Below are 23,496 nucleotides of genomic sequence, written 5' to 3'. Positions count from 1 at the left end.
TAGTCCACTGGTTCGAGCGCGGGACCGCGCGGGACCGTCGGACGAGGGGCGTGCCGCATCACGCAGTGCGTGACGGCACGCCCCTCACTGCTCCCTCAACGTCGTTCCTCCGTCAGCTCGGACGGACTCGGGGTCTCCGCAGGCGATGCGGACCCATGGGTCTCTGTGGCAGCGACCGGGGGCCCGGAGGTGGGTGGTGTGGCAGGTCCGATCTCGCACCACACGGCCTTCCCCTCGCCGCGCGGCTCGATGCCCCAGCGGACGGCGATGGCGTCGAGGAGCAGCAGACCGCGTCCCGATGTCGCTGTCTCGCCGGGGGTCCGGCGCCTCGGCCAGGCACTGGAGCGGTCCTGCACCGAAAGCCGCACCCGGCGGACAGGCTCCGGAAGGACCTCCAGCGTGAGCACTGCCCCGCCCTCGGTGTGCAGAAGCACATTCACCAGCAGCTCACCGGTGACCAGTTCGGCATCGTCGGCGAGATCGGCCATGTTCCAGTCCCGCAGGGCCTGACGCACGATGGAGCGGGCATCGGAGAGCCCTTCGGGATCCGCCTGGTGGATGTACTGGTGCAAGCGCGGCGCCCGCGGCGAACCCGGGTCCGGACTGCGCCGGAGCACCAGCAGCGCCACATCGTCCCCCGCGCCCCAGCGCTCCCAGAGCCGGTCGGACAAATGGTCGGCCAGTGCCTGCGCACTTGCGGGCCCCGTGTTCACCTCGTGGATCAGCGCACAGATACCCGATTCGATATCGGCGCCCGGTTTTTCCACCAGCCCATCGGTGTACAGGACGAGGGTTTCGCCGGGCACCAGGTCGAGGCGCGTCTCCGGGTATTCCTCGTTCTCGAAGTCGGTGGACAGCCCCAGGGGCAGACCGCCCCGTATCTGCGGAGTGCCGACCCGGCCGTCCATGTGCCGGATCAACGGACCGAAGTGCCCGGCACGGACCACGCGTACGGTCCCCGAGGAGAGGTCGACCTGGGCGTATGTGCAGGTGGCGAAGCGGTCCGTGTCCAGTTCGGCGAGAAAGCGCGAGGCCCGGGCCAGCACCGTTGCCGGCGGGTGTCCCTCGCCTGCGTACGCGCGCAGGGCGATGCGCAACTGGCCCATGGTGGCGGCCGCATGGGTGTCATGTCCCTCCACGTCGCCCACGACGATGCCGAAGCGGTTCTTGGGCAGGGCGATCACGTCGTACCAGTCGCCGCCGACCTGACGCCCGCTCCGTGCCGCGTGGTAGCGCACGGCGATTTCGCCGCCCTCGATCTCCTGGATCCGTCTGGGAAGCATCGCCGACTGCAGCCCGGTTGCGAACTCCCGTTCCTCGTCGAAGAGGGTCGCCCGCTGCAGTGACTGGGCCACGATCGCCGAGAGCCCCAGACACAGGTTGCGTTCGTCGGCGTTGAAGTCCGTCCGCTCGCAGTAGAAGAGCGCGAGACCGCCCAGTGATCGCGCCTGCGCGATCAGTGGAAGATAGGCGGCGGCGCGGAACTTCAGCTCGTCCGTGAACGGCTCCAGGGCCGGATACCGCCGCAGGAGGCCGGCGATCGAGGTCACGAACTGGGGCCGACCGCTGAGGACCGTATCGGCCAGCGGGAACCGCGGATCGAGTTTCCCGGACCCGAACTTGATGATGCTCTCCGGCGCGACCCCGCTCGTCGCGATGACCTTGATGGAGGTGTTCTCCACCAGACCCAGGGCGACCCCGTCCGCGCCGAGCATGGCCAGACTGCTGGGACCGGTGAGCGTGGCGGTCACGTCGTTCACGCTCACCGCACGCGACATCGCACTTGTTGTGCGTTCAACGATGCTGGTCTGTCGTTGGCGGCGTTTCTCCAGGTCCAGCACGAAGGCCGAATGGGTGACCTCCGCCGAAGCATCCCGCACGACCCCGATGATCCGGTGCGCCCGCCCGTTGTCCCTGCGTAGAATCCGCGCCTGGACATGTGTCCACTGGTGCGTACCGTTCGCACGCGGAACCTGGAAGTGGACGCTGTACGAGCTGTGGCCACCCGTGATGGCCTCGTCGATCGCCAGTTCCAGCCGGTCCCGTTCCGCCGGTTCGAGCCGCGACACCAGAATTCCCGGGTCAGGGGTGAATTCCTCCGGGTCCAGTCCGAAGACGAGCAGACCTGCCGCGTCGATGTCCAGTGACCGCGTATCCAGATTCCACTCGAAGCTGCCCGTGCGATTCAGGGCAAGCCGCTCCTCCGTCCCGGTCTCGCCGCTGTACGGCCGGTCGATCTGCAGGCGGGGCGTATCGTCGGAGTCTGGGTCCCGGTCGTGGTCGGTCATTCCTGCTCCGGAGATCGTCCGGCGGGATTGGCGGACAGTACGGCCTGTATGTGTTTCTTGTACGTGTCCTATTGTCGAACCCGTTCCCGAGTACTGCCACAGCGGACCCGGCGCTCCCACCGGCCCGCCGAACGCGTCCCAGCGGGTCCTCGGCACCCCTGCTGCCCCGGCCTGCGGACCGCCACCGCAGAATGAGCACCGGAAGATCGTCCGTGACCGGCGGACGGTACAACCCAGGGGCTGACCGGAGCGCACTGATGAACAACGAAGACCCCGTCCTGCTGCACACCGAGGGCCGCACCCGGCACATCACACTCAACCGCCCACGCGCCCTGAACGCGCTGACCCACACCATGGTGCTCCGCGTCGACGAAGCCCTCACCGCGGCCGAACAGGACGACTCGGTCACCGCGGTGCTGATCAGCGGGGCGGGGGAGCGCGGCCTCTGCGCAGGCGGCGACATCCGCGCCGTATACGAGGACGCCCGCGCGGGCGGCTCCGCATCGTTGGACTTCTGGCGCGACGAGTACCGGCTCAATGCCCGTATCGCCCGCTTTCCCAAGCCGTACATTGCGCTCATGGACGGCATCGTGATGGGCGGTGGGGTGGGCATCTCGGCCCACGGAAGTGTCCGTGTCGTCACGGAACGCTCCCGCGTCGCCATGCCGGAGACCGGGATCGGCTTCGTACCTGACGTGGGCGGGACTCATCTCCTGGCCTCCGCACCCGGAGAACTCGGCACCCACCTGGCGCTCACCGGGGACGCCGTCGGAGCGGCCGACGCCCTGCTGTGCGGGCTCGCGGACCATTTCGTGCCGTCGCGGCACCTCGCGGAACTGACTCGGGAGCTGGCCGGGGCCTCCACGCCCGCCGACGTCACGGAGACGGCGCAGCAGTACGTCACCGAGGCGCCCGCCGCCGAACTGGCCGTGCATCGCGACTGGATCGATGCCTGCTATGCGGCGGACTCGGTCGAGGAGATCGTCGACCGGCTCCAGAACTGCGGCGTACCCGCCGCGAAGGAGACCGCCCAGACGATTCTGGCCAAGTCGCCCACCGCACTCAAGGCGACCCTTGCCTCGGTGCGCAGCGCCCGGCTCCTCAACAGCTTGGAGGAGGTCCTCGACCAGGAGTTCCGCGTCTCCTGGGCTGCCTTCACCCGGCCCGATCTGGTGGAAGGTGTACGCGCCCAGATCATCGACAAGGACCGCAACCCGCACTGGAGCCCGGCCCGGCTGGACCAGGTCACGATGGCTGACGTGGCAGCGTTCTTCGCACCCTTGGGCGGCCGCGAACTCGGACTCGCCCGCGAGGCCTCGGCCGCCGGCTGAGGCACGCGGCGGCCCAGGCGCGACTCACGGACGGGGCGGCGCCCCGACACAAGCGGCCGAGCCGGCAGCGCCCCGGTGCGCTGCCGGCTCACTTCGCTTCGGAGCTCGTGGTGCCCGCTCGCCCTACGGAACCCGCAAGCAGAGTCGTCCAGCGGCCGGTGGCCATTGAGGCTGGGTACGCCAGGTATGGAGCCGTTGATTGGTCAAGCAACTCATCTGGTTTTCTTCACGACTTGAAACAATTCATCACGCGAGAGGGAGCTCGGGCGGCCCCGCGCCCCGGCGACCGGCCACCGCATCGAAGAGATCCCAGCCGTCGAGCTGCTCGGTCGAGGGGGTGTCCGGGTGCCACCCGCCGGACACCGCCTCGTCGAGCAGGGCCCTGACGGTTCCGGGCTTGTGCAGGTTCAACCAGCGGCCCTGCGCGGTGCCGACGGCTCCCGATGGGAGAAAGCCGTCGGGGACCAGTCGGCCGGCGCCCTCCTGGAACACGATCAGAAGCCTCCCGCGTGCGCGGTAGCGCCGGATCGTGAGGATCTCGCGGCAGTTGCGATATATGCCTTCCTCGACATCGTGGTCATGATCGACCGACCAGAGGAACGTCTCGTCGTTCACCACGAGACGCCGGGCGCTCCTGCTGCTTCGAACCATCGGCGGACCGCCGTCCTTGTAGTCGTGTCTGCGGTCAGAAGAACAGTCTGACCCCTTCCTCGATCAGCAGGTGCTCACGGTCCTGCGCCACGCGGCGCAGCACCGCCCGCATCGTGAGGGCGCCCGTATCGGTCCAGTGCCACGAGAGGGCGCGCACCACGACCTGGGCATACGGGCCTTCGGGTCAGGACCATCTCCGCGGCAGGCTCCCGCATCACGCCCCGGACGAGAGCCTCTTCGTGCTCCGCCGCCGGTTCCGGCTCTGCTGTGCAGGCGAGCTCGCAGAACGGGACCGATCCCTGCGGCAGCGGCTCGAAGTCCGGCTCCACACTTTCGAACGTTGGCACCCAGGCGCCGGTCGTCGGGCGTGAATACACCTTTATGGCCCGAACCGGGCGGGCGAGTGCGAGCCTCCGTGGAGCTGCAGTCATGGCAGCCACCGTAGGGGCGGCACCACCACCGTGTCACCGGCATTCCGCCGCGCTGCCCCAGCCTGCCCGCGGGCACCGCGGCCCGGGCCGCCACGCTGCACGGTATGCAATGTTCCGTGCTGCTCAGCGACCGCTGCTGGACATGCTCGGCTGCAGGGTCCCCACGAGGTCGAAGAACCGGGCCTCATTGCCGCAGAGCCCTGCACGTTGAAGCGCGCCGTCGGCCTCCGCCATGGGCGAGGCGAGCAGAGGCAGGTACAACGGCGCCTCGTCCGGGTCCGCGAGGGCGGCCCGTGCGGCCTCCAGCAGCCGGACGTACGCCTGGGCCGCGACGAGTTCGTCATTGCGCATCTCAGCATCTCCTGGTCAGAGGTGTCGGACCACCAAGCATCTCTCATGGGTCTGACAACGCTGCTCAGGAATCCGTGACGGGGATGTCCAGGGCCGTTCCGTAGAGACGCGACACGCGGGTCCGGATCACCACGTGCCGGTCCGCCCCGATCTGTTCGAGGAATGCAGTCTCCTCAACGGAATCCCTCGAACCCGGGTGTCATGGCGAGTCCACGACCGGCCCGCGCCTGAGTACCGCCGTCACCGCCGAGATCTCCGCATCGCCCTCGGCGACGGCGAACGTGGAGATGTCCGGCCGCTGGGCCTGCAGGGCGGCCTGCGGTGCGTTCCGCGGCCGGCACACCGTGAGGCGATGGGTGGTGGCGGAGATCCGTACGACGTGCTCGTCGGGGTTCCACGGGTACAGCGCCGTGGACAGATGTGGGTCGCTGCTGCGTCCGACGAAGGAGAGCGCTCCGAACTGCTGCACGCTCAGGAACCGTGACAGCTCGTCATCGGTGAATGTGCGGGGGCGCGGGCCGATACCCGGCTGCTGCTCGTCCTTTTTGCTCGTCCGTTCCGTGTTCGCGCACATGGGGGTGCCTTTCGCGGGAGTGACGGTCCGACGTTCAGAGGTTTCGAGTGCTGCTCCGTGGCGACGCGGGGAGGGAGTTCGGCCGCACCGGGCGCAGCACCGTGTAGGCGACGACGAACGCGGCGACGAGGAAGCCCGCGCCTACGGTGAAGGCCAGGTGGTAGCCGCCCGTCAGCGCCGTGGCCCGGCTCGCTCCGTTCGTGAGCAGTCCCTCGGTGCGGGAGGCCGCCAGCGTGGAGAGCAGGGCGACGCCCACCGCCATACCGATCTGCTGGGTGGTGTTGAACAGCCCGGACGCGAGCCCGGCGTCGTCGGCCTTCGCATCGGACATGCCGAGCGTGGTCAGCGCGGGGAGGGCGAGGCCGAAACCGGCCCCGAGCAGCATCACCGGGAGCAGATCGGTGAGGTAGTGCGCGTGTACGGGCACGCGGGCGAGCAGTCCGAGGACCCCGACCAGCATGACGAGCCCGGTCAGCAGGACCCGGCGTTCGCCGAAGCGCGCATTGAGGCGGGCCGAGACCCCCAGGGACACCGCGCCGATCGCCACGGCTGCCGGAAGCATCGCGAGTCCCGTCCGCGCGGATCCGTATCCGAGGACCTTCTGCAGGTACAGGGCGACCAGGATCTGGAAGGAGAACAGCGCCGCGACCATGAGCAGTTGGACGAGATTGGCTCCCGCGACCGTACGCGATCGCAGGATGCGCAGCGGCATGAGCGGGGTTCCGGCAGTGGCCTGGCGAGCGACGAATGCGCCGAGCAGGACGGCGGCGACGGCGCCCGGCCCCAGCGTGTGCGCCGAGGTCCAGCCGTACTTCTCGACCTGGACGACGGTGTAGATGCCCACCATCAGCCCTGCGGTGACCAGGAGCGCGCCGGTGACGTCCGCGCCGGCCCGGAGGCCGAGGCCGCGGTCGGCGGGCAGGACAGGCATGGCGATGACGAGCGCCGCGAGGCCGATCGGCAGATTGATGAAGAAGATCCAGTGCCAGCTGAGCGCATCGGTGAGGACGCCGCCGAGCACCTGGCCGATCGACGCTCCTGCCGCACCGGTGAAGCTGAACACGGCTATCGCGCGGGCGCGTTCGCGGGGCTCGGTGAAGAGCGTCACGAGGATGCCCAGGCCGACGGCGGACGCCATCGCGCTGCCGACGCCCTGCAGGAACCGGGTGGCGATCAGCATCGCGGGCGTGGTGGCCACACCCGCCAGCAGAGACGCGGCGGTGAACAGAGCGGTGCCGGCAAGGAACATGCGCTTGCGGCCGAGCAGATCGCCGAGCCTGCCTGCGAGAAGCAGCAGGCTGCCGAATGCGATCAGGTAGGCGTTGACGACCCAGCTCAACCCGACAGGCGTGAACCCCAGGTCGTTCTGGATGGTCGGCATGGCTACGGTCACGATGGAGCCGTCGAGGACGATCATCAGCATCCCCGTGGCGATCACCCCGAGTGCCAGCCGGCGGGAGCGGGCTGTGGGAGCGGGGGCCGTGGACGGCGCCGGGCGATCAGCAGGAGTGGCGGAAGCGGAAGGAGCGGAAGGAGCGGACATGCGGTCTCTCCTGTCGAATGAGGCGACAGGAGAGACGTTAGCAGATGATTTTGTTATAGACGATTTCTTTCGGGCCTATCTCTGCGTCCCGTTACCCTCGCTGGCGTGCCCGCCGGACCGTCTGCGGACTCTCGGACGGAGTGGCCAGGTGCCCGTCGACCAGGTGCTTCAGCGCGCGCAGCAGCATGTCGCGTTCGTCCTGGGGGAGGGCGGTGAGCGCTCGCTCGTGCACACCGTCGACGATCTGCTGGCTCTGCTCGGCGACCTTGGCGCCCTTCTCGGTCACAGCGATGATCCGGGCGCGACGGTCCTTGCTGGAGGGGCGGCGCTCGGCGAGACCGGCCTGCTCCAGGGCGTCGACCGTCACGACCATCGTGGTCTTGTCCATGTCGCCGATCTCGGCGAGCTGGATCTGGGTCCGCTCCTCCTCCAGCGCGTGGACCAGGACGCAGTGCATGCGCGCCGTGAGTCCGATCTCGGCGAGCGCAGCCGACATCTGAGTCCGCAGGACGTGACTGGTGTGGTCCAGAAGGAAGGAGAGGTCCGGTTCGGTGCGGGTGGGTGACATGGCGGTCATGTCTGCCAGGGTAACCGCGATTCGGTCCGTGGCGGATTATCCGGAAGTAGGCCTATGCGGCATCGCCCAGGCGACGGCGAGCGGAGGAAAACCGGTACCCGAACAACCGTCGGCGAGGGCACCATGGGGCGCCATGACCATCGACCGTGTCGTACTCCTTGCGCCGCGCACCAGCGGGACCGGACGCCGCCTCGCCGAGACCGCTGCCGGCCGGGGACTGCGCGTACTGACCGCGGACGGCTGGGCGCTGCCGGCCGAGGCGCAGGGCGCCGAGCGGGCGCATCTGTACGGCGGGCCGCTGCTTGCCGACAGGGTGGCCGGTGAGCTGGACATCGTCCCGCTGGAGCCTCCGGCGGACTGGCTGGCCCGCCTGCCGACCGGCCTGACCGGCCGCCGGGTCGAGGCGGTCACCCTGGATGAGGCGCGGGAACTGCGCCGACCGGCCTTCGTCAAGCCGCCGACCGACAAGTTCTTTCCGGCCCGCATCTACCCCGACGGTTCCCGGCTGCCCGGCCCTGACGCGTTCGACGACGACCTGCCGGTGCTCGTGAGCGACATCGTCTGCTTCGCCCGTGAGTACCGCCTCTTCGTGCTGGACGGTGCCGTGCACACCGGCAGCCGCTACTCCGTGGGCGCCACGCTCGATCCGGCGCCACTGGCGGAGGACCGGTTCGACACCGAGGTCCGTGCGTTCGCCGCCGCGCTGCTCACGGAGGCCGCGGGCTCGCTGCCTTCGGCCGCCGTGGTGGACGTCGGCCTGCTCGACGGCGGTGGTTGGGCAGCCGTGGAGGCGAACCCGGCCTGGGCGAGCGGCGGTTACGCCTGCGATCCGGAACGCGTGCTTGACGTGGTGCTCCGCGCGGCCGGACCGGCCGCCGAAGCGGCCCCGCCGGACCTGCGCTTCGCCCGGTCCCTGCCGGAGGTCCCGGCAGGTCAGGGCAGCTCCGGGCGGACCAGCGCGCGGGCGAACGGCTCCCCGGCGGTGCGTGCGTAGGCCAACCGCACGCACACCTCGCTCATGGTGCGCAGACGGTGGCAGGTGCCGCAGCAGCAGCCAAGGGGTTGCTTGTACGAGGACCGGCAGGGCAGGCAGACGTACGAGGTCTTGGTAGGGGAATGAGGCGAGCGGAGGCCCGTTGTGGCCCGGTGGCGACGGAATCACCGGAGTCGCGGAACCGCCCGCCGGTCCGGTGCGCACCACCAGGTCGACGAGCGGTTGCGTGCCCCCTTCACGGCATTGCCGACGAGCAGCCGGCCGGGCGCGTCAGATCATCCGGTGTACTGGGCGAACACCCGCGTGTAGTCCCACGCCTGCTGACTGATGCCGGAACAGGTATCCGCTCCGCCGCCCGCGCAGGGCCGGTCACGGTTGACCGACCAGAAGGTGAGCCGGGCCAGATGGTGCTGCTGGGCGTACGCGAGGATGGTGCGGAAGTCGTCGACGGTCACCGTCTCGTTGTCGTCGGTGATGCCGTTCATCGACGAGATGCCGATCGACCGGTAGGTCTGGTCGTCGCTGTATCCGTACGCGCTCTTCACCGCGTTCTTCAGGCCTTCGGCGGCCCGTGTGGTGAGGGTCCCCATGTTCTGTCCGGCACCGCCGAAGTCGAAGGGCATGATCGTCCAGCTGTCGACGGTCAGCCCCGCGGCGGCGGCCCGGTTGATCAGGGAGGTGTCGGGCCCGTTCTGGCCGGTGCCGAAGGTGACGTACACCTTGATGCCCGGGTTGTTGGCCTTGATGGTCTTCAGCGCGTCGACCGTCCGCTGCTGGACCGTGGCGCTGCTGTATGCCTCCGCTTCGATGTCGATGTCGATCGCTTTGAGACCGTACGCGTTGATGACCTTCTGATACGCGGCGGCGAGCTCACTCGCGCTGGAGCAGGAACTCTCCAGCTTGTTGCCGCTCCAGCCGCCGAAGGACGGGATGACATCCCCACCCGCGCCTCGCACGGTGTTGATGGTCTGCTGGTCGACGCCGCCGGTCAGCACCCGCCCGCCGTCCCACTGGGGGTTGCAGTAGCCGTTACTGAGCACGAACGCCAAGGTGAACCACTTGACCCCGGTTGCGTTCATGACGGTGGTCGGGCTGGGCGGGCTGCCCCACCCGTTGTACAGGTACGGGGCGACCGCCATCGTGCCGCCTGGGCCGGGGTTGCCGCCCTCCGAGGGGGCGGTCCACTTCTGGTTGGCGGCGCCCGTGCAGGTCCAGATCTGGAGCCGGGTGCCGTTGGCGGAGGTGTTGCCGGTGACGTCCATGCACTTGTCGGCCTGGGTGTTCACGATGTCGTGGGCCGCGGATACGGACCACCGCTGATTGGTTCCGCCGGTGCAGTCCCACAGCTGGAGCTGAGTGCCGTCGGCGGTGCCGTTGTCCTTGGCGTCGAGGCACTTGCCGAGGGCGCGGATCGTCCCGTCGGAGCCGACGGTCCACTTCTGGGCCGTGGTTCCGTTGCAGTCGTAGAGCTGGACCGCTGTCCCGTTGGCGGTGGAGGCGCCCGCCACGTCCACGCACTTGCCGCCCAGCCCGGTGATCGATCCGGTGCCGGTGGTCGCGGCACTGGCGGCGGGCTGGGTGGCGAGCGAGGCTCCGGCGGCGAGGAGGAGCGCTGCCGGCAGGGCGAGCGGCCCGAGGCGGCGGCGTGAGCCGGGGAGGGGGCTCATGCGGCGTTCACCGTCCACTTCTGGTTGGCGGTTCCGGCGCAGGTCCAGATCTGGAGCCGGGTGCCGTTGGCGGAGGTGTTGCCGGTGGCGTCCATGCATTTGTCGGCCTGGACGTTCACGATGTCCCGGGCACCGGACACACCCCAGCGCTGATTGCCTCCGCCGGTGCAGTCCCAGAGCTGGAGCTGGGCTCCGTCGGCCGTGCTGTTGCCCTTGACGTCGAGGCACTTGCCGAGGGCGCGGATCGTCCCGTCGGAGCCGACGGTCCACTTCTGGGCGGCGGTTCCGTTGCAGTCGTAGAGCTGGACCGCTGTCCCGTTGGCGGTGGAGGCGCCCGCCACGTCCACGCACTTGCCACCCAGCCCCGTGATGGTGCCGCCCGTACCGCCGGATCCGCTGTCACTGGTGGTGACGTGCACGTAGTCGACGACGAGCTGCTGCGGGAAGGTGGTGCTGCCGTCGGGGTCGCCGGGCCAGTAGCCGCCGACCGCGAGATTCATGATGATGAAGAACGGCTTGTTGAACACCCAGCTCTTCCCACCGAGATCCGCAGGCGTGCGCCGCTGGTAGACGGTGCCGTCAACGGACCAGGTGATCGAGTCGGGTGCCCAGTCCACCGCGAAGGTGTGGAAGGCGTCGGCGAACGCCTGGCCGCCGGGCAGGGCGTAGCCGGCCCCGATGCCGCCGGAGCCGGAGTAACCGGGGCCGTGGATGGTGCCGTGGACCGTGCCGGGTTCGAAGCCGACGTTCTCCATGATGTCGATCTCGCCGCTGTTGGGCCAGCCCACGCTGCCGATGTTGTCGCCGAGCATCCAGAACGCGGGCCACATGCCCTGACCGCGCGGGATCTTCATCCTGGTCTCGACGTGCCCGTACGTCGAGGTGAACTTGCCGGCCGTGTTCAGCCGGGCCGAGGTGTACTCGCACCGGCCGTACCAGCACTGGTAGTTGCCCGGATTGTCCTTGCGGGCGGTGATGACGAGATTGCCCTGGCCGTCGAGGGCGGCGTTGCTGTTGCCCGCCGTGTAGTACTGGCGCTCGTGGTTGTTGACGTTGTCGCCGGTCTCGGTCTGCCACTTGCTTCCGTCGACCGCCGCTCCGGCCGGACCGTTGAAGTCGTCGGAGAACGTTGTCGCGGCGGCGACGACGCGTGGCTCGGGTGCGGGCGCGGCGCCGGCGGGGGCTGCGGTCACCGCACCTGAGCAGCAGAGCAGAGCCACGACGTACAGCGCCATCCGGCGCCGTCTGGGGGTTCTCACAGTCATCACATCACTCTTCATGGGGGGCATGTACATGACAGATTGCACGGTGGGTCGACGCCCGGGAGAGGACTCGACACCGCTTCTTAATTCACTTCTTGATTTAAGTGATGGCATGAGAGGGCGTCAAGGAGTTGGTGCAGACCTTGTGTTGCGGGATTCTGTACCACTGCGCGTTCAGGTCTTGAACGTGTGAACCTTCAGGGCTCGACCTCCAGGAACCGTCGGCGTCGCGGCCCCCGGTACAGCAGCGCCGTCCAGCCCAGCTGCCCCAGCGCGGCCGCGCACCGCGTCAGTTCCGTATCCTCCTCGTGCGCAGCCCCGCTGCCGGGCGGACCGAGCCACTCGACCCGTACGGTGCCGGGCGTCCCGCCCTCCTGTACGCGGTACCCGGTAGCGACCCGCTGCCCGGACGCATCAACGGCCGATGCGGGCACACCGGCCGCCTCCAGCGCCAGCGCGACCGCCCGCACCGTCCGATGCAGCTCCCACTGAGCCGGTACGGTCTCCGGGTCCGCCCACCCGGTGTTGGTCAGTCGCCGGATCTGCAGCAGCCCCTCCCACGCCGTCCGCACCGACGCGGCACGCTTCTCAGCCGGCCCCGGGGCCAAAGGGCCATCCCCGGTGGCCGGTTCGAAGCCGGTGTCGTCCTCGCTGCCCATCCGCGTCCCCTTTACCTGTCCCGCACTCCTGCCAGTGTGCGTCGCCCCACTGACAAGGGCCCCCGACCCACCCGTCCGACCGGCGACGACATCCAGGAGCTACGCCGAAACGCCCGGCCCGGCGTCGAGAACCTTTCCGGGGTTCAGGATCCCGTGCGGATCCAGCGCCGCCTTCACCGCGTGATGCATGCCGAGCACCGCGGGCCCCAGCTCCCCTACCTCGTTGGTGGTCTGTGCCCGCACCACCGCCCGAGGCGTTCCGTACGGAGCCCACTCGGCCTCGTCGTGCTGGTACCTGACGAGCCCGGCCGGATCGGTGAGCACCCGCCGGGCCGGGATGCTGTCGACTGTGTTCGCCACGTCGGTGGCCACCTCCCAGAACGATTCAATGGCCATCATCACGCGGACGGCATCCGGCCTGCACGGGAGAGCCGGCGGCCTCCGCGCATCGGGGTGCCGGGTCTCGATGGCCTTGACCCTCCACGCAATCCGTACACCAGAGGATCCAATGCAGGGTTGGGACGGGCGTCGCGAACGGATCACGTCCGTGGTTCGTTGCACAGTGTGGCGTACCCGGAAGAACATTCGACGACCGGACCGAGGAGCCCTGTACATGTCCAGCCGTACCGACACCGGCCGCAACGACCCCAGCCGCACCGCCACGAGCCGCACCCACCTGATCGAGCGGCTCATGGAACGGTTCCCGCACGTGCCGCGGGAAGCCGTCATCAAGGAGGACCTGCTCCGTGGCGGACTGGCGTTCGACGAGTCCGCGCTCAGTGACAACGAGGACGGCGACGTCAAGCCGAAGTCCTACTTCATCTTCTCCTTCGACCACGGCACCCTGCCGGAGCTGGGAGCGGCCGCACTGCGACGCCCGCCGGAGGAGATCGTGCTCACCGGAGGCCCGTACGAGCTGCGCCGCACGGTTGTTTCGGTACGAGTGAACCCGGCGTCGCCCTACCGTGTCGCGGCCGACGAGGACGGCGTCCTGGGGCTGTACCTGGACGGCAGGCGGATCTCGGACGTGGGCCTGCCGCCGATGCCGGACTACTACCGGCACACGCTCACCAACGGCAAGTCGGTGATGGAGGTCGCGCCCACCATCCAGTGGGGCTACCTCGTCTATCTGACGGTCTTCCGCGTCTGTCAGTACTTCGGTGCCAAGGAGGAGTGCCAGTACTGCGACATCAACCACAACTGGCGTCAGCACAAGGCGGCGGGACGCCCCTACACCGGGGTCAAGCCGGTCGAGGAGGTGCTGGAAGCACTCGCCATCATCGACCGCTACGACACCGCGAAGACCTCCACCGCCTACACCCTGACCGGCGGCGCCATCACCTCCCACATCGGCGGGCGCGACGAAGCCGACTTCTACGGGCAGTATGCCAAGGCGATCGAGGACGCCTTTCCCGGCCGCTGGATCGGCAAGGTTGTCGCGCAGGCACTGCCGAAAGCCGATGTCCAGCGATTCCACGACTACGGCGTCCGGATCTACCACCCCAACTACGAAGTGTGGGACCGCCGACTGTTCGAGCTGTACTGCCCCGGCAAGGAGCGCTACGTGGGCCGCGAGGAGTGGCACCGCCGGATCCTGGACTCCGCCGAGGTCTTCGGCGCCCGCAACGTCATTCCCAACTTCGTGGCGGGCGTGGAGATGGCCGAGCCGTTCGGTTTCACGACCGTTGACGAGGCCATCGAATCGACCACCGAGGGCCTGCGGTTCTTCATGTCGCACGGCATCACCCCGCGCTTCACCACCTGGTGTCCGGAGCCCACCACGCCGCTGGGAAAGACCAACCCGGACGGTGCGCCACTGGAGTACCACATCCGGCTGCTGGACGCGTACCGCTCGACCATGAAGGAGTACGGGCTCAGCTCGCCGCCCGGATACGGCCCGCCCGGACCCGGTCGCGCCGTGTTCTCCGTCAGCTCGTTCATGGACAGCCTCCCGGCCGCACCGGACGATGCACGGTAGTCACTCGTCGGACAACGCCCCCGCTGCGGAAGCGAGTTCACGTACGACCTCGGCGAAGCCCCGCACCAGGGCGTTGTCCGCGCCGTCCACCCGGGCGAGCACGGTCCGCAGCGGCTCCGCATCCGTCAGCGGGACCCACGAGAGATCCGGCCGCGCGTAGTACTGCGCCATGCCGGAGGGTGCGAAGCAGATCGCTGACCCCTCCGCGACCTGCTCCAGCATCTCCTCTACATTGTCGTTGGTCGGGCCCCAGTGCGGGCTCGACCCGTCCGGCCTGGGGTTGACCGCCCACCGTCCACCCACTCGCGAGGCGCCCGCTCCGTCCACATCAGCGGCTCGTCGCGGACATCGAGTACGGAGACACCGGAGCGGCCGACGAGCGGATGCCCGGACGGGAGACCGACGACCCGTGGCTCGGAGTGCACGACCTCGGCATGCAGCCCCGCCTGGTCATGGGGCAGCCAGACAAAGGCGACATCGGTAAGCCCGTCGCGCAGCGCAGCGGCCTCCTGGCCCCAGTCGTACCGCTTCGGCGCCACCCGTACGCCCGGGTGACGCCGCGCGAACTCCGCCCTGGCCCGGGTGGTCAGCTCGCCCGCCCCGCTCGCCTCGAACCCCACCCGCAGGACGCCCGTCTCGCCGCGCCGGTGCCGTTCGGCGGCGGCTGTCACCCGCTCGGACTGACGCGGGGTGAGACGGGCCTCCGTGATGACATCGAGTCCGGCGGGCGGTCCGGGCGGAAGCCCGACCGCCACCCGCCCCGTCGCCGATGGACGGACCGGCGCGCCGATCCGTCAGGCGCGCCACTGCGCCGTACGCTCCGGGGACGCCTCGGCCAGCGCCTTCGCGATGGTCTCGGCATCGCCCTGGTTGCCGTAGACGGGCGTGCCCGGCTGCTGGCGCCACGACTCGTCCAGACCGCCTGCGTCCACCGTGTCGAAGCCCAGCTCGTCGATGAGGTCGCGCACGGTCTGCTTGGCGGCCGGGTCGTCACCGGCGACCGGCAGGGCCTGACGGCCGGGGCTGCCCTTCGGGAGCGGCTTGGAGAGGATGTCCTCCGCATACGTCCCGTTGAACGCCTTGATCACCGGGTTGCCAATCTGTTCCTCGGTCCACCTGCTCTCCGGCAGGCCGTCCTCGATGGCGGCGATACGGCCGTCGCGCTGCTGCGGGTAGTAGTTGCCGGTGTCGACGACGACCACATCCGCCGCTGCCCCGTCGAGGAACCCGGCAGGCAGGCCGGGAACGGCCTTGACCGGGATGGTGACGACGACGACGCGCGCCCCTCGTGCCGCGTCCGCCACGGTGACCGGGGTGGCTCCGGTCTCCTCGGCGAGCGCCGTGAGCGTCTGCGGGCCACGGGAATTGGCGACGGACACTTCGTGGCCGAGCGCGGTGAGACGCCGGGTCAGGTTGCCGCCGATGTTGCCTGCTCCGATGATGCCGATCTTCATGGATCCGACCTTCCGATGGTGCCTGCGAAGTGCAATGCGGTCTTGTCGCTTCACCAACTCGTCGATGCAGAGAGCTATTCCGGGTGGTCGGAAGAACGTTCCCCTTGGGGAGGGACGGATGGGATCCGGCGGCTACGGGCACGTACAGACAGAGAAACGGAACCACAGAGCCCACTTGAAGGCGGTGCCCATGCTGCATGGCGTCGATGTCAGCTCGTATCAGGCGTCCTTCGACACGGACGGACTGGACTTCGTCTTCATCAAGGCCACCGAGGGCCGTTCGTACATCAACCCGCACCTGTCCGCACAGGTCAAGCGAGCCAGGGACGCAGAATGCGTGGTCGGCTTCTATCACTTCCTGTGGCCGGGAAACCTCACCGCGCAGGCAGAGTACTTCGTGAGCAAGGCTCCGGAGAAGGCGGGCGATCTGCTCGCCGTGGACTGGGAAGTGACCGGCGACGGAACGTGGGCGAGCAATGCCGAGAAGGACCGCTTCATCCGCGAGGTCAAGCGTCTGAGGCCGCACCACCGGGTTCTGCTCTACTGCAACCGGCATTTCTGGCTGAACTACGACACCACGTCGTACACCGGCGACGGTCTGTGGATCGCCGACTACGTGACCGCCGGCCATCCCCGTATCAAGGCGACCTGGCGCATCCATCAGTACGCCAACCATCCGCACGACAAGGACGTGGCCGCCTTCGCCTCACGCACCGCCATGCGCATCTGGGCGCGACCATGACCGCTGCTTGCTGAATGGCGGGTCGCGCCCATGACGGGCTGCGATCGTCGGACAAGCGCTGTGTCCGCAGCTTCGCCGAGCCCCTCGTCATCGAGGAGCGGCCGGTACCGACCCCGGCCGGGCACCAGGTTCTGGTGCGGATGGAGACGTCCGGGCTGTGTCACACCGACATTCATGCCGCGCGGGGCGACTGGCCGGTCAAGCCGAGTCCGCCGTTCGTGCCCGGACACGAGGGCATCGGCATTGTCCAGGCCGCTGGTGACCGCGTCTCCCGCCTGAGGGTGGGGGACCGGGCGGCCATCCCCTGGCTCGGCGAGGCGTGCGGACATTGCGACCATTGTGTCTCGGGCTGGGAGCCACTCTGCCTGCAGCAGCAGAACAGCGGCTATTCCGTCGACGGGAGCCACACCGAGTACGCACTGGCGCACGGCAGCTATGCGGTGCCCGTTCCCGACGGGATCGACCCGCTTGATGGGGCGTCCCTGACCTGCGCGGGCGTCACCACGTACAAGGCGGTCAAGCTGGCCGGCGTACGCCCGGGCACCCGCGCTCTCGTCTCCGGCATCGGCGGTCTCGGTCACCTCGCCCTGCAGTACGCGCGGATCTTCGGGGCGGAGACCATCGCCGTCGACGTCACCGACGAGAAGTTGGCCCTCGCCCGGGAACTGGGCGCCGACCATGTCATCGACGCCCGGGTCCAGAACGTTGCCGAAGAGACACAGCGGCTCGGAGGCGCCGACGCGGCCATCTCCCTCGCGGTGAGCAACGAATCGTTCGGTGCCGCCTACGGCGCGCTGCGCCGCGGCGGCACGCTCGTCCTCGTGGCGCTCCCGGCGGAAGGCACGTGGGAACTGCCCGTGTTCGATACGGTGCTGAACGGCACGAAGGTCGTCGGCTCGATCGTCGGAACCCGCGAGGACCTTGCCGAGGTCTTCCGGCTGCACCTGCTGGGCCGCACCCGCGTCGTCCGGGAGGTCCGCCGTCTGGATGACATCAACTCCTCGATCGACGAGGTGCTGAACGGCAAGGTGGTGGGGCGCCTGGTCTTCGATCTGCGCTGACGGGAAACCGTTGGAGGCCACCCGGTGGTCCGGCTGCGCCACCGAAGTCGATCAGTGACATCTGATCAGTACGACTGAGGCTCGATCAGATGACCCTCGGGATCGCGCACATGGGCGGTGCGAAGGTTCGGCCCCCAGCCCGGCCGGTCGCAGGAACCGGCGACCAGTGAGGCGCCGTGTTCCAGGCACAGGGCCAGTCCGGTGTCGACATCGGTGACCCGGCAGACGAACATCGAGCTGTCCTGCGCCGGCGGTGGGGTGGCGGGCAGACCTTCCATCCTGGCAATCGCCGCCATGCTCCCGCGGTCGAAGAGCACCAGCACGCCCTGGCCGTCGACGTCCCAGTGGGCATACGGTCCGGACGCCCTGCCGCTCGCCCGGACCGCCCCGATCAGCCCGGGCAGTACTGCGTCGTAGAAGCGGAAGCATTCGGTGAACCTGCTGACCAGCAGGCGAGGGTGCAGCGCGTCCATCGGAAGGCCCTCCCAGAGCGCAAATAATAGGTGTGGACCCATTATTCGGCTCGACCCTACGATATGGGCGATGAACGAGACACCGCCCAGCCTTCTGGAACTCACGCCCTACCTGCTGTCCAAGACGGGCAAGGCGGCGAGGAACCGGGTCGCGGAGCGGCTGGCCGAGCGTGACCTGCGACTGTGGCACATGGCTGTACTTGCCGCGCTCGTCGACTTCGGCCCGCATGTGCAAAGGGAGTTGGCGTCCAGACTTGCGATCGACCGCAGTGACATCGTGAAGGTCGTGGACGATCTCGCGGTCGCAGGCCTGGTGGACCGCGCCCGCGACGCCGGCGATCGGCGCCGCGTCACCGTCACACCGACACCGGCGGGTCGATCCGTGCTCGCGGAGATCCAGTCGGACACCCGGAACGTGCAGGAAGACCTTCTGGCGCCGCTGACCGAAGACGAACGCACGCAGCTGGAAGACATGTTGAGGCGCGTCTACGCACACGTCAACCATGAAGCCGACGGACAACGGCCAAGTCGCTGACCGAATCCCGGGATCCGGTGCGGCAGACTTCTACGGTGACCACAGCAGCTCAACCGCCCCGCGACCGTGCGCTCGGGCGCGGCATCACCACCCTCATCCCGCAGGCTGCGAGCGTGACTCCGGCGGAGCAGGCGGCCGCGGTACTGGCAGGAATGCGGAGCGTTCCGGTGCGCATCGGCGTTCTCCAGGCAGCCATTGTGCTCCTGGAGGAGCGTGTGCGTACGACAGAGGACGACACGGAGCGCCGGGCGGCCGCCACGACCGTGGCCATGCTCCGGGCTGCGATCGGCCAGGCGGGCTGAACGGCCACCGCGGCGCCGCCCGGTGCGGTCGGTTGCGCCCGCTCACTCCGGCCAGGGGGAGTCGAGGATCGTACGGACGAAGTCTCCGCGCTCGAAACCGGGAACATAGTGCTGCAATACATCGGCCTTCACATTGCCGAACGTTGTCTCCGGTTTCGGCTGGATCCCGTCGGTGAACGCAGCGAGAATGCGCCGCTTGAAGTCCGGCCGCGGATGCAGGGCGACAATCTCCGCCCGGTCGGCCTCCGAGATGTCCTCGTACCCGATACCGAGCACGTCGTATTCGACCCCGGCCGTCACCAGAGCTACTTCCGGCTCCATGAACTGCGGGATGCCAGGCGTCGTGTGCAGCGCAATGGCCGTCCACACGCGCCGGATGCTGTCCTCCGGCACATGGTGCGACCAGAGGAATCGCCGGGCCTCGTCCGCGCTGTCGACCTCGAACCGCCGGCCGCTCCCGTGGAAGCGTTTGCCGAGCCCGAGGTCGTGGAAGAGGGCGCCGATGTAGAGGAGTTCGGGGTCGAAGCTCAGATCGCGACGGCGTCCCTGCAGGGCGCCGAACCAGAAGACGCGCCGTGAGTGGTGGTAGATGAGTTCGCTCGTGGTGTCCCGGACCAGCTGGTCCGCTTCCCGCGCGATTCCGGTGTCCGGCGCACGGATACCGGCTGCGGAGGACGATGCGATGGTCACTGCTCTTCACCTGCACTTTCCTGTGAGTGGACAGCCATCGGCTCCACCTTCCGTGTTTGCCGGCGGAGCGACAACCCGGGCAGCGTGCCGAGGGCGCGCCGAGGACCCGGGGGAGACCCCTGATGCCGCGATCCGGGCGCCGTATACGGCGGGCACGGGTTCACCTATTGGCATGGACCTGACCGAGACTCTGGGCTACAGTCCGTTGCGGCACACGCTGAGAGCGCTCTCAGGTGAGAGCTCTCGGACGGCTGCTGTTCCTCCCCCACACATCGGAACAACAGAAGGGCCCACTCCCTTGAGACGTACGACTGTGTTACGCACCGGTCTGTCCGCCCTGCTCCTTCTCGGTGTCTGGGCAACTGCCGGCCTCGCTCCGGCCTCTGCCGCGGACGCTCCCTCCGCCTCTTCCGCCCCTGCGTCCGTCTCCCGGGCACAGGCGTCGACCGGCCTGCTCCTCGCGATGCAGAAGGACCTCGGTCTGACCGAGAGCCAGGCCAAGGCGCGTCTGGCCGCGGAGAGGACGGCCATGGCCCTGCAGGGAAAGGCGCGACAGGCCGCGGGATCGTCGTACGGCGGTTCCTGGTTCGATCCGGCCACGAGCAGGCTCACCGTGGCTGTCACCAGCGACAAGAAGGCCGACGCCGTACGGTCGACGGGTGCGGCCGTACGGCTGGTGGCCCACAGCGCCCGGCAGCTCGACGCGGTCAAGGCGCGGCTCGACAGACTCTCCGCGCCCGACGGTGTCGCAAGCTGGCACGTCGATCCGCAGGCCGGCCGGGTCATCGTGAACGTCGTTGCCTCTGCGGAGGCTGACAACGATGTCCACGCGTTCGTCAAGAGGGCTCGTGAGGCCGGACCCGTCCACGTGCGGCGGACGGCCCAGGCGCCGAAGACCTTCTCCGCGGGGACGGTCGGCGGCGATCCGTATTACACGGGCAATGTGCGGTGTTCCATCGGCTTCTCCGTGTACGGCGGCTTCGTCACCGCGGGCCACTGCGGCCGGCCGGGGGCCGGGGTGAGCGGCTGGGACGGTTCGTACATCGGCAACTTCCAGGGATCCTCCTTCCCGGGCGACGACTACGCGTGGGTGAGCGTGGGAAACGGCTGGTGGACCGTCCCGGTGGTGCTCGGCTGGGGTACGGTCTCCGACCAGCTGGTCCGGGGTTCGGCGGTGGCCCCCATCGGTGCCTCGATCTGCCGCTCCGGGTCCACATCCCACTGGCACTGCGGGAACGTGCTGGCCACGAACGAGACCGTCAACTACAGCCAGGGCGCCGTCTATCAGATGACCAAGACGAGCGTGTGCGCCGAGCCGGGAGACTCGGGCGGCTCGTTCATCAGTGGGGACCAGGCGCAGGGCGTCACCTCCGGCGGCTGGGGCAACTGCAACAGTGGCGGTGAAACCTGGCACCAGCCGATCAACGAAATCCTGAACAGGTACGGGCTGACGCTGCACACGGCCTGATCGTCCGGGACCGCCCTGAGGGCCTGTCGTCCCGGTGCATCGAAGCGCAGTCGGACGCGGCAGGCCCTCAGGGCGTCCTGGGCCACCGGCAGGCGGAATCGGCCCGCTCGGCAGGTCGACTGCCGGCGAAATGCCGGTAGAACGAGGCTCTTCCGACCCCGAGACGCTGAATGCGTTCTACGCCGACCGTCCGGATCCCCTGGGCTTAGAAGAGGTCCTGGCGAGGTGACGGCGAGGAAGGACGCTTGGCAGGACCGTGCCTGCGCTGCCTGCAGGATGATGCCGGTGACAGCGCCCGGTTGGGTCAGGGACACCCGCGTGGTTCGTGGGCCTTCACGGTGTGCGAGCCGGCTCGTTCTGCCAAGAAGCATGTGTTGACGGCGCCGATTGCGTGATCCTGCGGGGGAGCAGTGCCCAGGACGGGATGGTTCGTCAGACGCCGGTCTTGGTGGTCTCGGCGAATCAGGACCCTGAGCTCCTCCAAAGACTGCTGCGCAACCTCCCCTGCAGAGCCCGCCAGCCTTGGCCCACGCATGAGCAGCACGGACCTGTGTGGAAAGAAGCTCCGTGCAGGGCACTGTGTCACGTGTCCTGCACGTGCCATCGACAGTTGGCGTATTAGCGTGGCAGCGGGGGGGCGGTCCGCTCGACCAGGGAGATGCACCGATGGCCACGCTCGTCGCGGTGAATGTCGGGATGCCCCGGGATGTTCCCTGGAAGGGCCGAGCGACGCATACCGGTGTCTGGAAGCATCCGGTCACGGGCCCGCGGATGGTCAGGAAACTGAACATCGACGGAGACGGCCAGGGTGACCTCGCCGGTCACGGCGGGCCGTACCGAGCAGTGCTGGTGTATCAGTTGGACTCCTATCGGCACTGGCAGGAGCACCTGCACCGCAACGATTTCACTCATGGCCAGTTCGGTGAGAACTTCACCGTGGACGGCCTGCCCGACGACGAGGTGTGCATCGGCGACCAGTACCGCATCGGAGACGCGTTGTTCGAAGTCACACAGCCCCGGGTGACGTGCTACCGCGTAGGTCTTCGCATGGACGAGCCGCAGATGCCCGCCCTGCTGGTCGCCCATGGACGCCCCGGCTTCTACCTGAAGGTCCTGGCCGAGGGGGTCGTCCAGGCCGGAGACGAGATCGTCAAAGTCTCCACGGGGCCGGAAGCGATGACCGTCGCGGAGATCGACGCCGTGCTCTACAGACCCGGGCGTTCGCGCTCCCAGGTGGAGCGGGCGCTCCGCATTCCCGCGCTCAGCCCCGGCTGGAAGACGTCCATGCAGTCGCTCCTGGACGACTACGACTCGAAGGGCTGGACAACAGGCAATACGGGAGGCAATACGGGCCTGACGGCCGCCGCGAGCAGCCCGCCGCCGGCCTGGCCGGGCTTCCGTCCTCTGGCGGTCACGCACATCGCCCCCGAGAACAGGAGCATCTTTTCCCTCACTCTCGCCGCCACCGACGGCAGTCGGCTTCCACCAGCGCTGCCCGGTCAGTTCGTCACAGTGAGGATGCGCCCCGACCCGCAGGGCGCACCAGTTGTCCGAAGCTACTCCTTGTCCGGGAGCCCGGGGGACGCTCACTACCGGATCAGCGTCAAACAGGAACCCCATGGCGTGGGCAGCAGCTACTTGCATCGACACGTCACAGTCGGCGACGTCCTCGATGTGGCTGCCCCGCGAGGCACGTTCACCCTCGACAAGGATGAGGCAGCCATCGTGCTGCTCTCCGCCGGCGTCGGGGCCACCCCGGTGCTCGCCATGCTCCATGCGCTGGCCGACAACCGTGATCCCCGCGCGGTGTGGTGGGTGCACGGAGCTCGGGACGGCGCAGAGCATCCTTTCGCCGACGAGGCGCGCACCCTGCTGTCACGCCTGCCGTCCGGCCGATGGCATGTCGCCTACAGCCGCCCGCGCGACGACGACCGTCTCGGCGACGACTACACCGCCACCGGCCGGCTCACCGCCCAGCTTCTCGAGGACCTTGGAATCCCGGGGGACGCCAACGCCTACATCTGCGGTCCGGTGGCGTTCATGGACGACATGACACAAGCACTGGTGGACTGCGGCCTGGCCCCTGGGCGGATCCACACCGAGACCTTCGGATCCGTGACCGCGATGACGCCCGGAGTGGTTCCGACCGGTGCACCGGCTCCCCATCTGCCTGCCCATCCGCCCGGACCGGGCATTGGCCCTGCCGTCACTTTCGCCCGCAGCAGCCTGACCGTTCCCTGGGACCCCGGCTACGGCACACTCCTGGAACTGGCCGAGGCATGCGACGTCCCGGTGCGGTGGTCGTGCCGCACCGGTGTCTGTCACACCTGCGAAACGGCAGTCGTCTCCGGCGGCGTCGACTACTCTCCCGACCCCCTCGACCTGCCGGCCGAGGGCAATGCGCTCATCTGCTGCTCACAACCACCCGCGGATCTCATCCTCGATCTGTGACCCCCTTTCCTGCC

General features: G+C 68.7%; 25 protein-coding genes. 9 read left to right on the top strand and 16 right to left on the bottom strand.

From position 1 onward, the window contains the following. Window positions 1-95: 95 nt before the first annotated feature. On the bottom strand, window positions 96-2,288 hold the full coding sequence (locus OG395_RS08805; RefSeq protein ID WP_327242380.1) for a SpoIIE family protein phosphatase: 2,193 nt from the start codon (window positions 2,286-2,288) through the stop codon (window positions 96-98). Window positions 2,289-2,545: 257 nt separating this feature from the next. On the opposite strand from OG395_RS08805, the gene OG395_RS08800 reads away from it, so the two are divergent. Next, window positions 2,546-3,619, top strand: a complete 1,074-nt coding sequence (locus tag OG395_RS08800) for an enoyl-CoA hydratase/isomerase family protein (protein ID WP_327242379.1) — start codon at window positions 2,546-2,548, stop codon at window positions 3,617-3,619. A 246-nt stretch (window positions 3,620-3,865) separates the two neighbouring features. Here OG395_RS08800 and OG395_RS08795 read toward each other — a convergent pair whose 3' ends face one another. The 6 genes from OG395_RS08795 to OG395_RS08770 all read right to left on the bottom strand — a co-directional run bounded on the left by OG395_RS08795 (window position 3,866) and on the right by OG395_RS08770 (window position 7,746). Further along, window positions 3,866-4,270: a hypothetical protein gene (locus OG395_RS08795; RefSeq protein WP_327242378.1), complete on the bottom strand. Its 405-nt coding sequence runs from the start codon at window positions 4,268-4,270 to the stop codon at window positions 3,866-3,868. A gap of 34 nt (window positions 4,271-4,304) precedes the next feature. Further along, window positions 4,305-4,430 (bottom strand): hypothetical protein, encoded by a 126-nt coding sequence (locus OG395_RS08790; protein WP_327242377.1) that lies wholly within the window; start codon window positions 4,428-4,430, stop codon window positions 4,305-4,307. A gap of 394 nt (window positions 4,431-4,824) precedes the next feature. Next, entirely contained in the window at window positions 4,825-5,052 is a 228-nt protein-coding gene (locus OG395_RS08785; RefSeq protein ID WP_327242376.1) for a hypothetical protein, read from the bottom strand. Window positions 5,053-5,251: 199 nt separating this feature from the next. Beyond that, complete coding sequence (locus OG395_RS08780) at window positions 5,252-5,626, bottom strand: hypothetical protein (RefSeq protein WP_327242375.1); 375 nt, start codon at window positions 5,624-5,626, stop codon at window positions 5,252-5,254. 34 nt (window positions 5,627-5,660) lie between these two features. After that, entirely contained in the window at window positions 5,661-7,169 is a 1,509-nt protein-coding gene (locus OG395_RS08775; protein ID WP_327242374.1) for an MFS transporter, read from the bottom strand. 91 nt (window positions 7,170-7,260) lie between these two features. Then, a complete protein-coding gene (locus tag OG395_RS08770) occupies window positions 7,261-7,746 on the bottom strand; it encodes a MarR family winged helix-turn-helix transcriptional regulator (RefSeq protein WP_266977863.1) in 486 nt (161 codons plus the stop codon). 133 nt (window positions 7,747-7,879) lie between these two features. Here OG395_RS08770 and OG395_RS08765 point away from each other — a divergent pair, with 133 nt between their 5' ends. After that, window positions 7,880-8,740, top strand: coding sequence for an ATP-grasp domain-containing protein (locus OG395_RS08765; RefSeq protein ID WP_327242373.1), 861 nt, complete (start codon window positions 7,880-7,882; stop codon window positions 8,738-8,740). Between the two features lie 275 nt (window positions 8,741-9,015). On the opposite strand, the gene OG395_RS08760 is transcribed toward OG395_RS08765, so the two are convergent. The 4 genes from OG395_RS08760 to OG395_RS08745 all read right to left on the bottom strand — a co-directional run bounded on the left by OG395_RS08760 (window position 9,016) and on the right by OG395_RS08745 (window position 12,727). Continuing rightward, on the bottom strand, window positions 9,016-10,407 hold the full coding sequence (locus OG395_RS08760; RefSeq protein ID WP_327242372.1) for an RICIN domain-containing protein: 1,392 nt from the start codon (window positions 10,405-10,407) through the stop codon (window positions 9,016-9,018). Further along, window positions 10,404-11,672 (bottom strand): RICIN domain-containing protein, encoded by a 1,269-nt coding sequence (locus OG395_RS08755; RefSeq protein ID WP_327242371.1) that lies wholly within the window; start codon window positions 11,670-11,672, stop codon window positions 10,404-10,406. The genes OG395_RS08760 and OG395_RS08755 overlap by 4 nt, the downstream gene beginning before the upstream one ends. 194 nt (window positions 11,673-11,866) lie before the next feature. Then, window positions 11,867-12,328 (bottom strand): hypothetical protein, encoded by a 462-nt coding sequence (locus OG395_RS08750; RefSeq protein ID WP_327242370.1) that lies wholly within the window; start codon window positions 12,326-12,328, stop codon window positions 11,867-11,869. 99 nt (window positions 12,329-12,427) lie between these two features. Further along, the gene (locus OG395_RS08745) at window positions 12,428-12,727 is read right to left on the bottom strand and encodes an FAD-linked oxidase C-terminal domain-containing protein (protein ID WP_327242369.1); all 300 of its coding nucleotides are present in this window, start codon (window positions 12,725-12,727) and stop codon (window positions 12,428-12,430) included. Between the two features lie 214 nt (window positions 12,728-12,941). On the opposite strand from OG395_RS08745, the gene OG395_RS08740 reads away from it, so the two are divergent. Then, the gene (locus OG395_RS08740) at window positions 12,942-14,306 is read left to right on the top strand and encodes a radical SAM protein (protein ID WP_327242368.1); all 1,365 of its coding nucleotides are present in this window, start codon (window positions 12,942-12,944) and stop codon (window positions 14,304-14,306) included. Here OG395_RS08740 and OG395_RS08735 read toward each other — a convergent pair whose 3' ends face one another. The 3 genes from OG395_RS08735 to OG395_RS08725 are packed head-to-tail and all read right to left on the bottom strand — an operon-like array spanning window position 14,307 to window position 15,796. Next, a complete protein-coding gene (locus OG395_RS08735; RefSeq protein ID WP_327242367.1) occupies window positions 14,307-14,528 on the bottom strand; it encodes a hypothetical protein in 222 nt (73 codons plus the stop codon). 5 nt (window positions 14,529-14,533) lie between these two features. After that, complete coding sequence (locus OG395_RS08730) at window positions 14,534-15,061, bottom strand: LysR substrate-binding domain-containing protein (RefSeq protein ID WP_327242366.1); 528 nt, start codon at window positions 15,059-15,061, stop codon at window positions 14,534-14,536. Between the two features lie 39 nt (window positions 15,062-15,100). After that, complete coding sequence (locus OG395_RS08725; RefSeq protein WP_327249284.1) at window positions 15,101-15,796, bottom strand: NADPH-dependent F420 reductase; 696 nt, start codon at window positions 15,794-15,796, stop codon at window positions 15,101-15,103. 154 nt (window positions 15,797-15,950) lie between these two features. Here OG395_RS08725 and OG395_RS08720 point away from each other — a divergent pair, with 154 nt between their 5' ends. Beyond that, window positions 15,951-16,502, top strand: a complete 552-nt coding sequence (locus OG395_RS08720; protein WP_327242365.1) for a glycoside hydrolase family 25 protein — start codon at window positions 15,951-15,953, stop codon at window positions 16,500-16,502. 14 nt (window positions 16,503-16,516) lie between these two features. Beyond that, window positions 16,517-17,563, top strand: coding sequence for a zinc-dependent alcohol dehydrogenase (locus OG395_RS08715; protein ID WP_327242364.1), 1,047 nt, complete (start codon window positions 16,517-16,519; stop codon window positions 17,561-17,563). Window positions 17,564-17,628: 65 nt separating this feature from the next. Here OG395_RS08715 and OG395_RS08710 read toward each other — a convergent pair whose 3' ends face one another. Further along, window positions 17,629-18,036: a glyoxalase/bleomycin resistance/extradiol dioxygenase family protein gene (locus OG395_RS08710; protein WP_327242363.1), complete on the bottom strand. Its 408-nt coding sequence runs from the start codon at window positions 18,034-18,036 to the stop codon at window positions 17,629-17,631. 70 nt (window positions 18,037-18,106) lie between these two features. Between OG395_RS08710 and OG395_RS08705 the strand changes: the two genes are divergently transcribed. Together OG395_RS08705 and OG395_RS08700 are read left to right on the top strand one after the other, a co-directional pair. Further along, complete coding sequence (locus tag OG395_RS08705) at window positions 18,107-18,571, top strand: MarR family winged helix-turn-helix transcriptional regulator (protein WP_327242362.1); 465 nt, start codon at window positions 18,107-18,109, stop codon at window positions 18,569-18,571. A gap of 35 nt (window positions 18,572-18,606) precedes the next feature. Beyond that, window positions 18,607-18,873, top strand: a complete 267-nt coding sequence (locus OG395_RS08700; RefSeq protein ID WP_327242361.1) for a hypothetical protein — start codon at window positions 18,607-18,609, stop codon at window positions 18,871-18,873. Between the two features lie 42 nt (window positions 18,874-18,915). On the opposite strand, the gene OG395_RS08695 is transcribed toward OG395_RS08700, so the two are convergent. Further along, complete coding sequence (locus tag OG395_RS08695; RefSeq protein ID WP_327242360.1) at window positions 18,916-19,563, bottom strand: HD domain-containing protein; 648 nt, start codon at window positions 19,561-19,563, stop codon at window positions 18,916-18,918. Between the two features lie 298 nt (window positions 19,564-19,861). Here OG395_RS08695 and OG395_RS08690 point away from each other — a divergent pair, with 298 nt between their 5' ends. Beyond that, on the top strand, window positions 19,862-21,031 hold the full coding sequence (locus OG395_RS08690; protein WP_327242359.1) for a S1 family peptidase: 1,170 nt from the start codon (window positions 19,862-19,864) through the stop codon (window positions 21,029-21,031). A 666-nt stretch (window positions 21,032-21,697) separates the two neighbouring features. Then, window positions 21,698-23,482, top strand: coding sequence for an MOSC and FAD-binding oxidoreductase domain-containing protein (locus OG395_RS08685; protein ID WP_327242358.1), 1,785 nt, complete (start codon window positions 21,698-21,700; stop codon window positions 23,480-23,482). Window positions 23,483-23,496 lie beyond the last annotated feature (14 nt).

The sequence above is a fragment of the Streptomyces sp. NBC_01320 genome, from assembly GCF_035974375.1.
In the GTDB taxonomy this organism is placed as follows: domain Bacteria; phylum Actinomycetota; class Actinomycetes; order Streptomycetales; family Streptomycetaceae; genus Streptomyces; species Streptomyces yanii.
Note: the sequence above shows the minus strand (reverse complement) of the source record. Positions and strands in the feature narration are given on the sequence as shown.

What these genes read in the sequence shown, in the direction of transcription:
- OG395_RS08755 (WP_327242371.1), bottom strand. Translation starts at nt 11,672, where the DNA reads ATGACTGTGAGAACCCCCAGACGGCGCCGGATGGCGCTGTACGTCGTG.
- OG395_RS08715 (WP_327242364.1), top strand. Translation starts at nt 16,517, where the DNA reads ATGGCGGGTCGCGCCCATGACGGGCTGCGATCGTCGGACAAGCGCTGT.
- OG395_RS08785 (WP_327242376.1), bottom strand. Translation starts at nt 5,052, where the DNA reads ATGCGCAATGACGAACTCGTCGCGGCCCAGGCGTACGTCCGGCTGCTG.
- OG395_RS08750 (WP_327242370.1), bottom strand. Translation starts at nt 12,328, where the DNA reads ATGGGCAGCGAGGACGACACCGGCTTCGAACCGGCCACCGGGGATGGC.
- OG395_RS08745 (WP_327242369.1), bottom strand. Translation starts at nt 12,727, where the DNA reads ATGATGGCCATTGAATCGTTCTGGGAGGTGGCCACCGACGTGGCGAAC.
- OG395_RS08720 (WP_327242365.1), top strand. Translation starts at nt 15,951, where the DNA reads ATGCTGCATGGCGTCGATGTCAGCTCGTATCAGGCGTCCTTCGACACG.
- OG395_RS08805 (WP_327242380.1), bottom strand. Translation starts at nt 2,288, where the DNA reads ATGACCGACCACGACCGGGACCCAGACTCCGACGATACGCCCCGCCTG.
- OG395_RS08765 (WP_327242373.1), top strand. Translation starts at nt 7,880, where the DNA reads ATGACCATCGACCGTGTCGTACTCCTTGCGCCGCGCACCAGCGGGACC.
- OG395_RS08775 (WP_327242374.1), bottom strand. Translation starts at nt 7,169, where the DNA reads ATGTCCGCTCCTTCCGCTCCTTCCGCTTCCGCCACTCCTGCTGATCGC.
- OG395_RS08710 (WP_327242363.1), bottom strand. Translation starts at nt 18,036, where the DNA reads ATGGACGCGCTGCACCCTCGCCTGCTGGTCAGCAGGTTCACCGAATGC.
- OG395_RS08780 (WP_327242375.1), bottom strand. Translation starts at nt 5,626, where the DNA reads ATGTGCGCGAACACGGAACGGACGAGCAAAAAGGACGAGCAGCAGCCG.
- OG395_RS08760 (WP_327242372.1), bottom strand. Translation starts at nt 10,407, where the DNA reads ATGAGCCCCCTCCCCGGCTCACGCCGCCGCCTCGGGCCGCTCGCCCTG.
- OG395_RS08735 (WP_327242367.1), bottom strand. Translation starts at nt 14,528, where the DNA reads ATGCTGGAGCAGGTCGCGGAGGGGTCAGCGATCTGCTTCGCACCCTCC.
- OG395_RS08705 (WP_327242362.1), top strand. Translation starts at nt 18,107, where the DNA reads ATGAACGAGACACCGCCCAGCCTTCTGGAACTCACGCCCTACCTGCTG.
- OG395_RS08795 (WP_327242378.1), bottom strand. Translation starts at nt 4,270, where the DNA reads ATGGTTCGAAGCAGCAGGAGCGCCCGGCGTCTCGTGGTGAACGACGAG.
- OG395_RS08800 (WP_327242379.1), top strand. Translation starts at nt 2,546, where the DNA reads ATGAACAACGAAGACCCCGTCCTGCTGCACACCGAGGGCCGCACCCGG.
- OG395_RS08770 (WP_266977863.1), bottom strand. Translation starts at nt 7,746, where the DNA reads ATGACCGCCATGTCACCCACCCGCACCGAACCGGACCTCTCCTTCCTT.
- OG395_RS08740 (WP_327242368.1), top strand. Translation starts at nt 12,942, where the DNA reads ATGTCCAGCCGTACCGACACCGGCCGCAACGACCCCAGCCGCACCGCC.
- OG395_RS08685 (WP_327242358.1), top strand. Translation starts at nt 21,698, where the DNA reads ATGGCCACGCTCGTCGCGGTGAATGTCGGGATGCCCCGGGATGTTCCC.